Origin of the sequence: Streptomyces sp. NPDC058246 (genome assembly GCF_042881985.1) — a bacterium.
In the GTDB taxonomy this organism is placed as follows: Bacteria; Actinomycetota; Actinomycetes; order Streptomycetales; family Streptomycetaceae; genus Streptomyces.
Window position 1 is genome coordinate 17,140 of the sequence record NZ_JBHVWZ010000047.1, and the last position, 14,241, is coordinate 31,380.

Annotated in this window: 13 protein-coding genes; 6 read left to right on the plus strand and 7 right to left on the minus strand. The window is 69.0% G+C overall.

Annotation, left to right across the window (positions count from 1 at the left end):
- The first annotated feature begins 180 nt into the window (after window positions 1-180).
- Window positions 181-789, plus strand: a complete 609-nt coding sequence (locus ACFVXA_RS38575) for a TetR/AcrR family transcriptional regulator (RefSeq protein ID WP_362022536.1) — start codon at window positions 181-183, stop codon at window positions 787-789.
- Between the two features lie 473 nt (window positions 790-1,262).
- Here ACFVXA_RS38575 and ligA read toward each other — a convergent pair whose 3' ends face one another.
- The 6 genes from ligA to ACFVXA_RS38605 form a co-directional block, all read right to left on the minus strand.
- Window positions 1,263-3,356: an NAD-dependent DNA ligase LigA gene (ligA, locus tag ACFVXA_RS38580; protein WP_390028573.1), complete on the minus strand. Its 2,094-nt coding sequence runs from the start codon at window positions 3,354-3,356 to the stop codon at window positions 1,263-1,265.
- Between the two features lie 226 nt (window positions 3,357-3,582).
- On the minus strand, window positions 3,583-4,149 hold the full coding sequence (locus ACFVXA_RS38585; protein ID WP_383737080.1) for a DUF5994 family protein: 567 nt from the start codon (window positions 4,147-4,149) through the stop codon (window positions 3,583-3,585).
- Window positions 4,150-4,385: 236 nt separating this feature from the next.
- Window positions 4,386-4,646: a hypothetical protein gene (locus tag ACFVXA_RS38590; protein ID WP_389748099.1), complete on the minus strand. Its 261-nt coding sequence runs from the start codon at window positions 4,644-4,646 to the stop codon at window positions 4,386-4,388.
- Window positions 4,647-4,833: 187 nt separating this feature from the next.
- Window positions 4,834-5,439 (minus strand): DUF5994 family protein, encoded by a 606-nt coding sequence (locus ACFVXA_RS38595; RefSeq protein ID WP_383911753.1) that lies wholly within the window; start codon window positions 5,437-5,439, stop codon window positions 4,834-4,836.
- Window positions 5,440-5,630: 191 nt separating this feature from the next.
- Window positions 5,631-5,801: a hypothetical protein gene (locus ACFVXA_RS38600; RefSeq protein WP_362022547.1), complete on the minus strand. Its 171-nt coding sequence runs from the start codon at window positions 5,799-5,801 to the stop codon at window positions 5,631-5,633.
- Between the two features lie 45 nt (window positions 5,802-5,846).
- A complete protein-coding gene (locus ACFVXA_RS38605; RefSeq protein ID WP_383737071.1) occupies window positions 5,847-6,203 on the minus strand; it encodes a PRC-barrel domain-containing protein in 357 nt (118 codons plus the stop codon).
- Window positions 6,204-6,949: 746 nt separating this feature from the next.
- Here ACFVXA_RS38605 and ACFVXA_RS38610 point away from each other — a divergent pair.
- The 4 genes from ACFVXA_RS38610 to ACFVXA_RS38625 all read left to right on the plus strand — a co-directional run bounded on the left by ACFVXA_RS38610 (window position 6,950) and on the right by ACFVXA_RS38625 (window position 12,363).
- On the plus strand, window positions 6,950-8,215 hold the full coding sequence (locus ACFVXA_RS38610) for an ice-binding family protein (RefSeq protein ID WP_390028574.1): 1,266 nt from the start codon (window positions 6,950-6,952) through the stop codon (window positions 8,213-8,215).
- A 432-nt stretch (window positions 8,216-8,647) separates the two neighbouring features.
- Window positions 8,648-9,196, plus strand: coding sequence for a DUF5819 family protein (locus ACFVXA_RS38615; RefSeq protein WP_383911503.1), 549 nt, complete (start codon window positions 8,648-8,650; stop codon window positions 9,194-9,196).
- Window positions 9,183-10,364 carry an HTTM domain-containing protein gene (locus ACFVXA_RS38620; RefSeq protein ID WP_384403125.1) on the plus strand — a complete coding sequence of 394 codons (1,182 nt, stop codon included), beginning with the start codon at window positions 9,183-9,185 and terminating at the stop codon, window positions 10,362-10,364. The genes ACFVXA_RS38615 and ACFVXA_RS38620 overlap by 14 nt, the downstream gene beginning before the upstream one ends.
- 277 nt (window positions 10,365-10,641) lie before the next feature.
- Complete coding sequence (locus ACFVXA_RS38625; protein ID WP_390028575.1) at window positions 10,642-12,363, plus strand: enoyl-CoA hydratase-related protein; 1,722 nt, start codon at window positions 10,642-10,644, stop codon at window positions 12,361-12,363.
- 10 nt (window positions 12,364-12,373) lie between these two features.
- On the opposite strand, the gene ACFVXA_RS38630 is transcribed toward ACFVXA_RS38625, so the two are convergent.
- Complete coding sequence (locus ACFVXA_RS38630; protein ID WP_384403119.1) at window positions 12,374-12,949, minus strand: DoxX family protein; 576 nt, start codon at window positions 12,947-12,949, stop codon at window positions 12,374-12,376.
- Window positions 12,950-13,245: 296 nt separating this feature from the next.
- On the opposite strand from ACFVXA_RS38630, the gene ACFVXA_RS38635 reads away from it, so the two are divergent.
- Window positions 13,246-14,181 (plus strand): helix-turn-helix transcriptional regulator, encoded by a 936-nt coding sequence (locus tag ACFVXA_RS38635; protein WP_390028576.1) that lies wholly within the window; start codon window positions 13,246-13,248, stop codon window positions 14,179-14,181.
- Window positions 14,182-14,241 lie beyond the last annotated feature (60 nt).

Genomic DNA, 14,241 nt, shown 5'->3' on the forward strand with positions numbered 1-14,241 from the left:
CCGCCCGGCTCTTGCCCGCACGGCTCAATGGCCTGAACCGTGAGGTCGACTGTGCTCCGATGAAAATGGACTAGCAAGTCCAATCGTGGGCGGCTGTGCACTGCCCCTGAGGCATGTACCGGGCCGTCTGCGAGGGTGCAGCCGTAGTGTGGACCTGCCGGTCCAGTTGAGGAGAGAGTGATGCCGCAAGCGTCTACCGCGAAAGGGCGGGCCACGCAGGCTCGCATCGTCGAGGGCGCCGCCGAGGTGCTCCGCGAGAGGGGCGTCGCGTTCGCGACACTCGATGACATCCGCGTCCGCACCGGCACCAGCAAGAGCCAGCTCTTCCACTACTTCCCCGGCGGCAAGGACGAACTACTGCTGGCGGTGGCCCAGTTCGAGGCGGACCGCGTCCTGGACGACCAGCAGCCGCACCTGGGATGTCTGGACTCCTGGGAGTCGTGGTACCGGTGGCGGGACGTGGTGGTGGAACGCTACGAACTCCAGGGCGACCAATGCCCGTTGGGATCCCTGTTCCTGCAAGTCGGGCGGTCCGCACCGGGCGCGAGGGCGATCGTGGTCGAGCTCATGCGCCACTGGCAGGAGTCCCTCGCGCACGGCATCCGCGCCCTCCGGGACCGCGGGCTGGTCTCGCCGTCCCTCGATGTCGACGAGACGGCCGCCGCGCTGCTCGCCGGAGTCCAGGGAGGTGTCTCGATCATGATGTCCACGGGCAACTCCACCCACCTCAAGGCCGCGCTCGACGCCGGGATCGCCTACCTCCGTGCGACGACGGCGAGTACTGCCTGACCGTCAACCAGCACGAGCGTCGATCATCTCGTGCCGTTCACCGAAGTGCGAGGCAGCGGGGCATCGGCAGGGGCGGCGAAGGGGCGGGAAGCGCAATCCGGTCGATCAGGACGACTTGTGCGCCCCCATCGCGGTGTCCGCGGTGATCTGCCGTCCGAGCCCGGCCGGGACCCGAGCGCGTGGGGAGTGCCCGCGCCAGTACGCCGCGCTCGTCCAGCCGGGGCAACGCGAAGCCCCGGCTGGACGGGGGAGACCAGCCGGGGCCGTGAGTGGTGGCGTGCGGAGGGCGGTCGCCTCTCGGCGGAAGGCTCCATGGGGCTTCAGCCGAACGATCGTCCCCATGGGCTATAGGTGAGGCCCGGGGACACTGTCCCCTCCGCAGCCACGTATAGGTGAACGGTCAACCGTCTGGGGTTGTTCCCGGCACGGCTCGACGGCCGCTGTGAGCTGAGGCACGCTCCCTTGCGGAGGACTCAGTCGAGGAAGTCGGCGATGAGGGCGGCGAATTCGTCGGGGGTGGCCAGGCGGACGCCGAGGGATTCGGCCTTGGCGCGCTTGGATCCCGCGCCCTCTCCGGCGACAACCAGGGACGTCTTCTTCGAGACACTGGAGGACGAGCGGCCACCGGCGCGCTCGATGAGCTCGTTCATCTGGTTGCGGCTGAGTTTCTCCAGCGTTCCGGCCATCGCGCCGGTGACCACGACAGTCATCCCGGCCAGCGGCCCACCCGTCGTCTCCGCGCCGTCCGCGCCGCCGTCGGCGTCGCCCGGAGTGGCCGGCGGGGTGGCGCCGGGCTCGGTCATGTTCACTCCGGCGTCGGCGAGTTTGTCGATCAGCGGGGCGAGTTCGGTGAGCTCGGCGACGATGGACGGCGCCTTCTCGGTACCGATGCCCTCGACCTGCTGCATCGTTTCGGCGTCGGCCGCGCGGATGGTGTCCATGGTGGCGAAATACCGGGCGATGCGGCGGGACATCGAGCGACCGGTGCCGCGCACCCCGAGCGCGCACAGCACCCGCGACAGCGGTCGGCCCTTCGCCGTGTCGATGGCCGTGAGGAGATTGTCGGTGCTGGTCTCACCCATCCGTTCCAGACCGAGCAACTGGTCACGGGTGAGGGCGAACAGGTCGGCGAGATCGGCGACCAGCCCGGACTCCACGAGCTGGACGACGCGGGTGTGGCCGAGTCCCTCGATGTCCAGCTGGTCGCGCCCGGCGGCGTAGGACAGTGAGGCGACCAGGTGGCAATTGCGGCCGTTCTCGCAGCGCCAGCGCTGCTCGCCGGTGTCGATGGCGGCGCCGCAACGCGGGCACACCTCGGGGAAGTCGATCGGCTTCTCGTCGCCGGTGCGCAGGTGCGCGACGGGAGCTTCGATCCGGGGGATGACGTCGCCGGCGCGGTGGACCATGACGTGGTCGCCCAGGCGCAGGTCGCGGCGGGTGATGTCGGCCGGGTTGTGCAGGGTGGCGTACGTGATGGTGGAGCCGTCGATCTCGACGGGCTCGAGGACGGCGCGCGGGGCGATGATGCCGGTGCGGCCCACATTCCATTCGACTTCCAACAGCCGGGTGATCTTCTCGACGGCCGGCAGCTTGTAGGCGATCGCCCAGCGCGGGGCACGTGAACCGGCCCCCGCGGCCCGCTGGTCGCCGGCCAGGTCGGCTTTGATGACGATCCCGTCGATCCCGAACGGCAGCTGCGCCCGCAGCGCGGCAATCTCCTGAACCCGCGCCAAAACCTGCTCGGCTGATTCAGCGGTGGTTCCGGGCACGGCAGTGCTGCCGGTGGTGTTCACCCCCAGCTCGGAGGCCTGGGTCATCAGGTCGCTGTGCGCGCACTCGCGCAGTCGCGCTGCGAGCGCCACGTCGGTGTCGGGCCGCGGAATCAGGCCGTAACCGAAGAACGTCATCGGCACCGTGTAGGCGCGGTCCTTGGCGCGTAGGGTGCCCGCCGCGGCGTTGCGCGGATTCGCGAACGGCTGCCCACCATGTGCGGTGCGCACCTCGTTGGCGTGCTCGAACTGCGCGGTGGTCATGAGGACTTCGCCGCGCACCTCCACCGTGAGCTGCTCGGCCAGCTCCTGCGGCAGGCCCTCGATGGTGCCGATCGCGTGCGAGACGTCCTCCCCGGCCGTCCCGTCGCCGCGCGTGATCAGTCTCGTGAGGCGGCCGTCGGTGTAGCGGGCGGCGATCGCCAGTCCGTCGAGCTTCGGCTCGACACTGAATCTCTCCGCATCGTGGCCGATGCGCCGGGCCAACGAGGCGGTCCACGCGGTGAACTCCTCGGGCGAGAACACGTTGTCCAGACTCAGCATCGCCACCGTGTGCGGCACATCGCCCTCCACGGCGCCGCCCGCGACCTTCCCCGTCGGCGAATCCGACAGCACCTGATCGGGATGCTCGGCCTCCCACGCCGCGATCCCGCGCACCAGACGGTCGTAGCCGTCGTCGTCCAGCACCGACGTGCCGCCCGCGTAGTAGGCGGCCGATGCCTTCACCGCGTCCTCGACCGCCTGCGCATAAGCGGCGGCATCCACGATCACTGCAACAGGTGTTGTCATGCCTGCCATCCTGCCTGCCACCACTGACAACGCCGCCGCGCGCGGTTCACCGCCGCGTGGGTCCTGCGGCCCCGGTGGGCGGGGGAGCGAACCTCCGTGTCCGTGCCCGGTCGACCGGTCAGCTGATGCCCGGCACCGGGCCGTACAGTCGCGCGACACACGGGTTGACCGCGGTGCGGTGGTCAGGGGCAGCAGGGCGCTGAAGGTCGCGGTGGTGACCGTGTCGCTCAGGTGCCTAGGAGCAGACGGCTGGTCTGCGGGCTTCGGTGACAGAGTGAGAGGTGGCGTCATCGTCCTCCCAGGTCTCCTCGGAATGCTGGGTCCGGTCGGTCACGGAGCTGCTGCGGAGGGCTTGTTCCGCTGCCATGAGCGCGCTCGCCGTCCTGGGAGGGCCGGTACTCTCGCTCGCGGCGGTCATCAGGCGTGCGGCCACGGAGGCGCTGGTCCGGGGCGGGATCACCAGCAGGTCCCAGCGGCCCGCGGTGTAGGACAGCAGCAGGATTTCGTGGGGATCCAGCTCTCGCGTGAACCGATCAATCTTCACCAGATGGCCGTTGACGGCCACGCTGCTCGGAATGGCGGTCCAGTACGTCGGGTTGACAGCGATCCGGGTGATCCGTCCCCACAAGGGATCCAGTACGTCGGCCAGAGCGGACAGTTCGTGTACGAGGTTCCGGGATCGAGGCCACCAGGCGCCGTCCAGGAGCCTTCGAGTGGTGCTGACGGGTTTCAGCGCGAGGCGGGCTGTCGGAGCTCTGAAGGGCACCATCCGCGGCGGGGCATGGTCGGTGGTCGCGGACATCGCGCGAACCTGTCTCCCGGCGGCTGCGGTGGGCAGCGGCCCGGTGTCGTCACTCGCCGAGAACGACACCGGCATGGGCACCGGTGCGCGAAATACTCTCGATCCCTCCACGCTACTCCCCAGGCCCGTCCAGCGGACCCGGGCGCGGCACCGTTCCTGACGCTGCGAGGCCAGTGGTCCGCTCGACGCGAGTGCCTACCAGGCGGCATTACAGGGCCGGCCCGCCCAGGGTCACTTCAGTCGTCGTTCCTCTGCCGACCGTCATGTGCTGAGGACTGACTGGTCACCAGCCAGGACCGTGCCGACTCGGCCGTGCGGGTGGTGTCCACGGTCAGTTGGAGACGGGTACCGCCATCGCCGCCCGCAGGGTAGCTGCGCTGCTCGGTGGCCGCGAAGCAATGCCGGAGAACCTCTGCGACCCGACGGGCGGCGTCGGGGGACGCGGCGACGATGCGTACCTCGGCATGCCCGTCAAGGGGGGTTTCCAACGGCTCCATGGTGACCTCGTTCGTCAGGCCGACGGGTTGGTGCGCGGTGAATCCGTCGCCCCACACCGACGGCTGAATCCGTCGCTTCACACCGACCGCCCCTGGTGAGGAGATCGGCACATGTCTCGTCGTGACGAGATCGGCACACCTCTCGTCGGCTCACGTGCCTCCCGCGGGATGGCACGGAGGGCGCCTGTCACAGGCCTTGCGCCGGAATCGGCGCATGGCCTGTGACGGCTCTGGCGGGGCCCTGAGCGGGAGTGCGGGGGGCGTCATGGCCGCCTTCGGAGTCCCAGACCGTCTCCCGGGTCGAGTCCCAGTCGGCCTCGGCAGCGATCCGGAAGAGCTCGGCCTCTTGGAGCAGGCCGCTCGCGGTGAGACTTCGGGACGGATCCGTGGCCATGGTCATCAGCCGGGCGGCTGTGGCGTCGCTGGTCTCTGGCGGGATCACCAGCAGGTCCCAGCGGCCCGCGGTGTAGGAGAACAGGAGCAGCTTGTGCGGGTCCTGCTCGGCGTCGAACCAGCCGACCTTCACCACATGGCCCTGGACGGGGATCCTGCGCGGGATCACCGGCCAGAATGTGGGGTTCACTGTGACATGGGTGATCCGCCCCCACAGCGAGTCCAGAACCGCGGTGAGCGCGGGGAGTTCTGCTGCCAGATCGCGCGAGCGTGGCCACCACGCGCCGTCGATCAAGGCGGGGGCCGTACCGGTCGGGGTCAGCTGGAGGCGGAGCAGCGGCGAAGAAGAAGATGAGGTCCGGTCTTCGACCGCGGGCTTGTGGAACGTGGTTGCGGTCATGACGCGGACCCTGCCCCGGGCCGGCCTGGGCCGACCCGGTGTCGTGAATCGCCAGGGACGGCACCGGCATCGAAACCGGTGTGCGAAATGCCCTCGGTATCTCCAGGCTACTCCTGGCCCGAGCTCTACGGACTTTTGTCGTGGCCGGAGTTCAACGGCACGCCGGACGCGCGGTCGTACGGTGCCCGCCGTCAGCGCATGCGACGCCTCCCGGCGCGCCGGGACCATCGGAGGGAGGCGATGGCCAGATCGGCCGCGAAGAGCACGATGCCGACGATCAACAGGTAGCGCAAACCCTCAGCTGCCACGCCGATGATTCCCAGCACCATGGCCACGATGACGAGGAGCAGGAAGAGCACCACGACCCGGACGCCTCCCTAGGACAGAACTGGACCGGACACGATCGCTCAGCGGCGCGCGAGTTGGCGTTCGCCGTTCGCGCCGGGCTGGTAGGTCATGCCGTAGTGCTGGAAGATCGCTTTCTCCTGCTCGGCGGGCAGGACGTCGTCCGTGCCGATCCACGGGGATTTTTTCACCAGGCTCTTGGCGTAAGGGACCTTGAGGTAGCTCGGCCCGAGTATCGCCTTGTCGAGCGGGACGAAAACCAGACGCTGGCGGGTGGGGAGCCCGGTCCGGACGGTGGCCACGGCCGGTTCGTCGGTGGTGGTGTCCACATAGATCGCTTCGAGGGCCCCGATCTTGCGCCCCTTCAGATCCACGACGTCGTGGTTGCGCCACTCGCGGATATCGGCTGCCTCGATCATGCCCTCTCCCTTCCGAGCGGGCGCCGCTCGGTGCCAACCGTCCCGCGGAATGTCGCGACGCATGCGCCAACGGCTCCGGCGTGACACGCCGGAGCCGCCCTTCCGGGCGGTTGCACGTGAGAGTGAACCAACCCGAAATCAACAGTACTACGATCTCGGCGGCTCGGGAATGCGCAGGTAGGTAGTGATCAGATTTTCATCTGTCGGAAGTAAGCGCAAGCGACTGCCGGATTATATTCGCGGTTTTCGAGAGGTGGGGCGGTGCTCTTTTTGTGTCCGTTCCGTGGACGTTTACCTTCGGTGTCGGCATGTAGAGCGTGAGTGAATATCCGTCTGTATGAATCGCGCTCCGAAGCTTCCCAACTTCTCTGCGCCGCCGCGGGGTCCGGCCGGAAAGGCATGGTCATTTTCGCCGACCTCGTGCAGGTGGCGAGTGCCATCCGGCCCATTAAGTATTTCTATGGATTTCGCGATCCGTTCGTCGGATCGACGTAATCGCTCGAATGAATCATGTTCCGTTCTCTTTCCTGAGTAATATGCCAGCCGCAGAATCAAGCGATTCTGTGCGGACGAGAACCGCCAAGAGCATCCCTTCAAAGGAGTTGGCCCCCTCGATGACACTGAATATCCCTGCCGCGCCTCTACGGCGCACATTGTCGGTTTGGACCGCGGCGCTACTTGCCGTGGTGATCTCCGCTGTCGTTGTCGCTGTGACACCGACACAGGCAAGTGCCCTGGCCACGTTTGTGGATCTGGGTAGGGCGGACAGCTTCGCGGTACTGGCCGGTGCGGCAACCACCAACACCGGCCCCTCGGTGATCACCGGAGATGTCGGAGTGTCTCCGGGCACGTCCATCAGCGGATACGGGCCGCCCGCCGTGGTGAACGGGACCCAGCACTCTGCGGACACCGAGGCTCAGGACGCCCAGACCGACCTGATCGCGGCGTACGACGACGCCGCCGGACAGGCCTCCGACGGCGCCCTTCCCCCGGACGCCGGTAGCCAGACGCTGGTTCCGGGCGTCTACACCGCCTCCTCCACTCTCGGACTCACCGGCACCCTCACCCTGGACGCCCAGAACAACCCCGACGCCGTCTGGGTGTTCCAGATCGGTTCGAGTCTGACGACGGCGTCCTCCAGCGAGGTGCGCCTCACCAATGGCGCCTCGCCGTGCAATGTGTTCTGGCAGGTCGGAAGTTCGGCCACCCTCGGCACCAGCACCACCTTCGTGGGCAACATCCTGGCCATGACCTCGATCACTGTCACCACGAGCGCGACCATCGAGGGGCGGGCGCTGGCCCGTAACGGTGCCGTGACGCTGGACACCAACACGATCACCAGGCCGCAGTGCGCGACTGGCACCACCGGTGGGACCACGGGCGGTACCACGACGGGCGGCACCACCGGTACCACGACGACCGGTACCACGGGTGGGACCACGACCGGTGGCACCACGACCGGTGGCACCACGGGTACTACGACGGCCGGCACCACGGGCACCACGACCGCCGGCACGACGGGCACCACGACGGCCGGCACGACGGGCGGCACCACCGGTACCACGACGACCGGTACCACGGGTGGGACCACGACCGGTGGCACCACGGGCACCACGACGGCCGGCACCACGGGCGGGACCACGGGCACCACGACGAGTGGCACGACCGGCGGAACCACCGGTGGAACGACTGGCGGGACCACCGGTGGAACGACTGGCGGGACCACCGGTGGAACGACTGGCGGGACCACCGGTGGAACGACTGGCGGGACCACCGGCGGAACCACCGGCGGAACGACCGGCGGAACGACTGGCGGGACCACCGGCGGCACGACTGGCGGGACCACCGGAGGCACGACCGGCGGGACCACCGGTGGAAATGGCCACGGCTACGGCTGCAAGCCCGATCATCACAAGGGGTATGGCGACAGCGGCTATGGCAACAGCAGCTATGGCGACAAGCCCGGCAAGGGCTACGGCTATGGCGATGGCTACGGCTGTGATCCTGCCTAGCGCGACGGCCGGCGCGGCACGGAGCGATTCCCGCACGACCTGCGGGTTCGCGAAGGCCTAGCTGAATCACGCGTGCGGCCCCCGACGGCGTGTGTGCTCGGGGGCCGCCGCCCACGTGAGTGAGTAGGACGGGCGGCGCGCGGCACGGAGCGTCATCGATTCCGTCGCGAGCCGCCGGCGACAGCTCAGGAGAAGCAGGTGAGAGAAATCGAGACGGACAGGCCTCACGGGGCCGTGCGGGCCGACGTCGTATCAGCGGATACCGACGAATCGGACCGGACCGGCGCTGGGCCGACCGCACCGAACGGGGGCGGGAGACCCCACGAGTTCCAGGGGCCCTCCGAGTTCCAGGGGCCCTCCGAGCCGCCCCTCGCCCTGAAGGCCGGAGTTCGAGTCGCCGTGGTCCTCTGTCTGGCGACCGCCCTGGCGCACGTGCTCCTGGTATTCCTGCACGTGGCACCACCGAACCCCCTCTCCCGGCAGTACAGCAGGCAGGTCAACGCCTGGGTCTTCCCGCTGTTCGAGCAGGACTGGCGGCTCTTCGCCCCGGACCCGGAGTCGGTCAACCGGCAGATTTCGGCGAGGACCATGCACACGGCCCCGGACGACACCGTCCAGGTCAGCGACTGGTTCGATCTGACCACCGTCGACACGGCCGCGGTGAAGCACAACCCCTTTCCGAGCCACACGGCGCAGAACATGCTGCGCCGGGCCTGGACTTCCTATCTCGAAACGCACGGCGGCGACGACCAGCCCCACTCGCAGCGCGCTCTGATGATCCAGCACTACCTGCGCAACATCGCGGCGGAGCGCGTCGCCGCCCATCGTCACGGCAGATTCGAGTCCATCCAGCTGCGGGTGATCGCCCGGCCCATCGGCGCGCCCGCCGCAGCGCGCGGCCCCCGCCCCGCCGCCGCACCGAAGCCCGCCGACACCCGTTACCTGCCCTGGTGGAAGGTGGCCCCCCATGCAACAGGCTGAGCAGACCTCTGTCGCGGCACCCTCGCCGTCGCGACGCCGCACCGAGCGGGCGGAGGCTTCCGGACCGCAGCGAGTGCCCGAACGCATCGGTACGCTCCTCACCCTCCTGTTGGAGCAGCCGATCTCCCTGTACGCCGCTGCGGTCCTGCGCATCGGGTACGGACTTCTCTACCTCGCCTTCCTGCTGCGCGAGTTTCCGCACCGCGACGAGATCTGGGGTCCCGGCTCACCGTGGACGCCCGAGCTGGCGAGGCAACTGTTCGACCAGACGGGATGGGCCAGCATCCTCACCCTGTCCGACAGCCGGGCGTACTTCGAGGCCTGTTACGCGCTGGCCGTCGTCACCTCCGCACTGTTCATGCTGGGCTGGCGGACCAGAGCGGTGTCCGTTCTGTTCGCGGTCGTCGTCGCGTCGTTCCATGCCAGGGCGATCTTCATGACCGACGGAGGAGACAACCTCATCCTCCTCATGGCCGTGTACCTCGCCTTCACCGCATGCGGCCGTCGCTGGTCCCTGGACGCGCGCAGAACCCGGCTCCGATCCTGCGCGGGCGCTACGACGAGCATGCCGGTGGACCGTGGAACGAGCGGACTGCGGCATCAACTCCGTACTTCCCGGCGGAGCCTGACGGCCGTGCTGCACAACTGCGGAATGTTCGTGATCGCGGCACAGGTCTGCTTTCTCTACGGGTCCGCGGGTCTGTACAAGGTGCAGGGCGGCTCGTGGGACAACGGGACCGCTCTCCACTACGTCCTGAACCTCGACCTGTTTCGGCCCTGGCCCGAGCTCTCCCTCATGGTGGCCGAGCACGACGTACTGATCGCCATCGCCTGCTACCTGACGGTGCTGCTGCAGGTCGCCTTTCCGTTCGTGCTGTTCGGAAAGCTCAAGTTCCCGGTCCTGGCCATGCTGTTGGGCATGCACGCGGGTATCGCGGTACTCATGGGACTGCCCCTCTTCTCCGGCGCGATGATCGTCGCGGACGCCGTGTTCCTGCCGGACCGCTTCTACCGGGCCGTGGGACGAATGTGGCGGCGCGCCGTCCGGAGGGCGGACGACAGGGACGCAGGATCTCCGGTCGGCGGAGAATCCGTACTCGTGCCGCCCCAGCCCGCGGCGTCCAGCCCCCGCGCCGTATCGGCTCCCGGCAGGGGAGGGCGGGTGTGAGCCGCCCTCGTCGACCCCTTCGGGTGCCGGCCGGAACGGTGGGGACGTCCAGCTTCGGTCGGACGCGCTGGGCCGCTGGGTGCGCTGGGCCGCCGGGCGCCCATAGCCGAGACTGGACCCGCGGCTCCAGCGAGATGCGCTCCCCGGCCGGGTGGCGGTTCCGCGCGCGCTTTCGGGTGACCTCACAGCCTGTCGCCGGGGCCGAGTGGTCCGGCGTAGCTGAGCATCGCAGTCGGCCAGGGCTCGCTGCCCGTACCGTCGCCGCCGGGAGTTCGTCGTGCACATCCTGCTCGTGGCCAGCGCGTTCAACAGCCTCACGCAGCGCGTCCATGCCGAACTGCGGGACCGCGGGCACACCGTCGCGGTGGAGCTCGCCCTGCCGGACCGGTCCTTGCCGGAGGCCGTCCGTCGTCACGCGCCGCAACTCGTCCTCGCTCCGATGCTGAAGACGGCGATCCCCCGAGAGGTCTGGGCCGCGTACCCCTGCTTCATCGTCCACCCAGGGCCCTGCGGGGACCGCGGGCCGTCCTCTCTCGACTGGGCGATCCAGGAGGGCGTCGGCCGGTGGGGTGTGACGGTCCTTCAGGCCGATGAGGAGATGGACGCGGGGGACGTGTGGGCGTCCGTTCCGTGTGCGGTCCCGCCGGTCTCCAAGAGCGACCTGTACCGCAATGAGGTCGCAGACGCCGCGCTGTCCGCGGTCATGCTGGCCGTGGAGCGCTTCGCGTCGGGGACCCATACGCCGCGCAAGCAGGTGGCGGCGCCCGCGGGAGACACCCTGGTCCGCACCCGCCCGTACCTCGACCAGAGCGTCCGGCGGATCGACTGGGAAGCGGACGGCACGCAGACCGTCCTGCGCAAGCTGCGCGCTGCGTCCTCGCAGCCTGGCGTCCTGGATGTGGTGATGGGCGCTGAGTGGTACCTGCACGGCGGCCATGCCGAGGGCACCCTGCGCGGCACTCCGGGGGAGTTGCTGGCCACCAGAGCCGAGGCGATCTGCCGGGCGACGAAGGACGGTGCCGTCTGGATCCCGGAGTTGAGGCCTCGGCGCGATCGGGGCGGGCCGCCCACGTTCAAACTGCCCGCCGTGCGGGCCCTGGGTGACCGGCTGCCTGCTCTGCCGGAGCTCGCCGCGCCGCGTTCTCCGGACGCGCGGCGGCGTACCTGGACGGACATCGATTACCGGGAGGAAGAGAGCGTCGGTCTCCTCTCGTTCTCGTTCCCCGGCGGAGCGATGAGTACCACGCAGTGCCGACGCCTGCTGGACGCGTACCAGAAGGCGTGCGCGCGTCCCACGTCGGTGCTGGTGCTGGGTGGCCCGCGGGACTTCTTCTCCAACGGGATCCATCTCAACGTCATCGAGGCGGCCGAGAATCCCGCTGCCGAGTCCTGGGCCAACATCAACGCGATCGACGACCTCGTCGAGGCGATCCTGACGACCACGGACAGGCTGGTGGTCTCCGCCGTCGCGGGCAACGCCGCGGCGGGCGGCCTGATGCTCGCCCTGGCCGCCGACGAGGTGTGGTGCCGCACGGGATGCGTGCTGAACCCGCACTACCGCCTCATCGGCCTGTACGGCTCGGAATACTGGACCTACACGCTGCCCCGCCGCGTGGGCGCGGCGGCGGCCGACCGGCTCATGCGCGAGGCCCTGCCGCTGAGTGCCATGAGCGCCCGGCGCCTCGGACTCGTCGACCGGGTGGTCGACCGAGGTCCGCAGGACTTCGCCGCCGAGGTCGGCCGGATGGCGGCCCGGCTGGCGTCGTCGCCGGGAACACGCTCACGGATCGCCGCGAAGAAGGCGGAACTGGACCGTCAGGAGCGAGTCTTGCCGCTTGCCGCCTTCCGCCGGCGGGAACTGGCCCGGATGCGCCCGACGTTCGACGACCCCGACGCCCCGTACCACGCACTGCGCCGCGCATTCGTGCACAAGGAGAGACCGCCGCGCACGCCGCCACACCTCGACCTCGCCGCGACGGCGAGGACCGCTGCCCGGTAGTCGGCTGCCCTCATCTCAGTGCGAGGACGATGACCGCGCCGATGCCGCCGAGACACAGGGCTGTAGCGGCAGACAGCAGACCGCCGTCGCGCCAGCGGAACGGGCGGTCCAGGGCCAAGCGGCCGGGGCCGATGGCGGCCACGGCGAGTGCGACCACGGCGATGGAGAGCGGGTACTCGATGCCACCGTTGGTCTGCCACAGGCCGTTTTGCGAGGTGACCACCATGGCATTGATCATGTCCCCGATCACGACAGCGGCTGCCAGCGGAGTCAGCAGGCCCACGGCCAGACCGAGCCCTCCGACGAGCTCCGAGGCTCCCGCGAGGCCGGCGAAGAACTCGCCGGGGTGATAACCAAGGGTGGCGAACCCCTTGCCGGCGGCACTGAGCCCGGGACCGCCGAACAGGCCGAAGAGCTTCTGCGCGCCGTGGCACGCCAGCAGCAGGCCCGTAGTGGCGCGCAGCAGGAGCAGGCCGACGTCGGCCGCGGTCACGGATTTCCGTGGGGGAGGCAGGTCCCCCCGCGGCTCCTCTGCCGGACGGGAAACTGCGGGGATCGTCCGGACTCGCTCGGGGGTGAGTCTCATGGTGGGCTCCTTTCAGCACTGGCTACCGGCTACGGCTACCGGCGGATGCCGGGCGTGGGCCGGATCGCCCCCCTGGACACCCCACGGGACTCACCCCTGGCCCGACATCCGCCGGGCGGTGGCGATTCGCCGTCGGGAGTCTCACCGGGCTCAGTGATCACACTCGGTGAAGATGCCGATGTCGGCGGCAGTAGGGGTCTTCCGCCGCCCGCAGTGGCTCCGAGAGGGTCGTCGGCGCCTGTGACACACTGCCCGGAGATCACGCTGCGTGATCTCAGGCGTGGCATGTTCCCAGCATGTCTTCTGTACATATCAGGACAAAGACGGCGTTACCACTAGTAGTGGCACTAATCGCTAGCCTGGAAGACGTGAACGGCGAGGTGCAACGGCGCCGAGACCTGGCTGATTTCCTCAAGGCCCGGCGGGGCCAGGTTGTGCGCGCGGACCTCGGACTGCCCCCGGTCGGCGGCAGAAGGACCTCCGGGCTTCGCCGTGAGGAGGTCGCCTATCTGTCCCATGTCAGCGTCACCTGGTACACGTGGCTGGAACAGGGGCGGGAGATCAAGCCGTCCCGGCAGGTGCTCGACGCGATCGCACGTACCTTCCGGCTGTCCGTCGCCGAACATACCTACATACTCGCGCTGGCGGGCTACTCGGCGCCCCAGTCCGAGGCCGAGCAGGTGCCCGCGCCACTCCCCGAGCACGTCCAGCGGTTGCTCGACGCACTCTCGGACTTCCCGGCTTATGCGACCACACCGGACTGGCACATCTCGGGGTGGAACAGAACGTATGCCGCCCTGTATCCGAACGTGACCACCGTCCGGCCCCTGGATCGGAACCTGCTGTGGCTGGTGTTCACCGACCCGTATCTGCGCGAGCTGATTCCGGACTGGGAAGCCAGCAGTCGCCGTCTCCTCGCCGAATTCAGAGCCGAGGCCGGCCCGAGGCTGGGCGAACCGCCCTACTCCCACTTGATCGGGCGACTCCTTGAGACCGGCGAACCCTTCCGCGCCGACTGGAGCAGCCGCGACATCGAAGTCTTCACCTCGCGTGAGCGCGTCTTCCGTCATCCGGTCGCGGGCTACCTGCACGTCGAGCAACACCGCTTGGCACCCTCGGACCGCCCTGATGTGCACGTGGTGATCTATACGCCCGTGCTCACCACGGACACTGCCGCACGGCTGCGTCGGTTGACCGAGGGCAACGCCTCGCGCCCGGCCTCGTCGGGCTGACCCGCCGCTCTGGGCGGTGTCAGGGATGCCCGAGTTCAACGACGGGAAGGGATTGCGCTC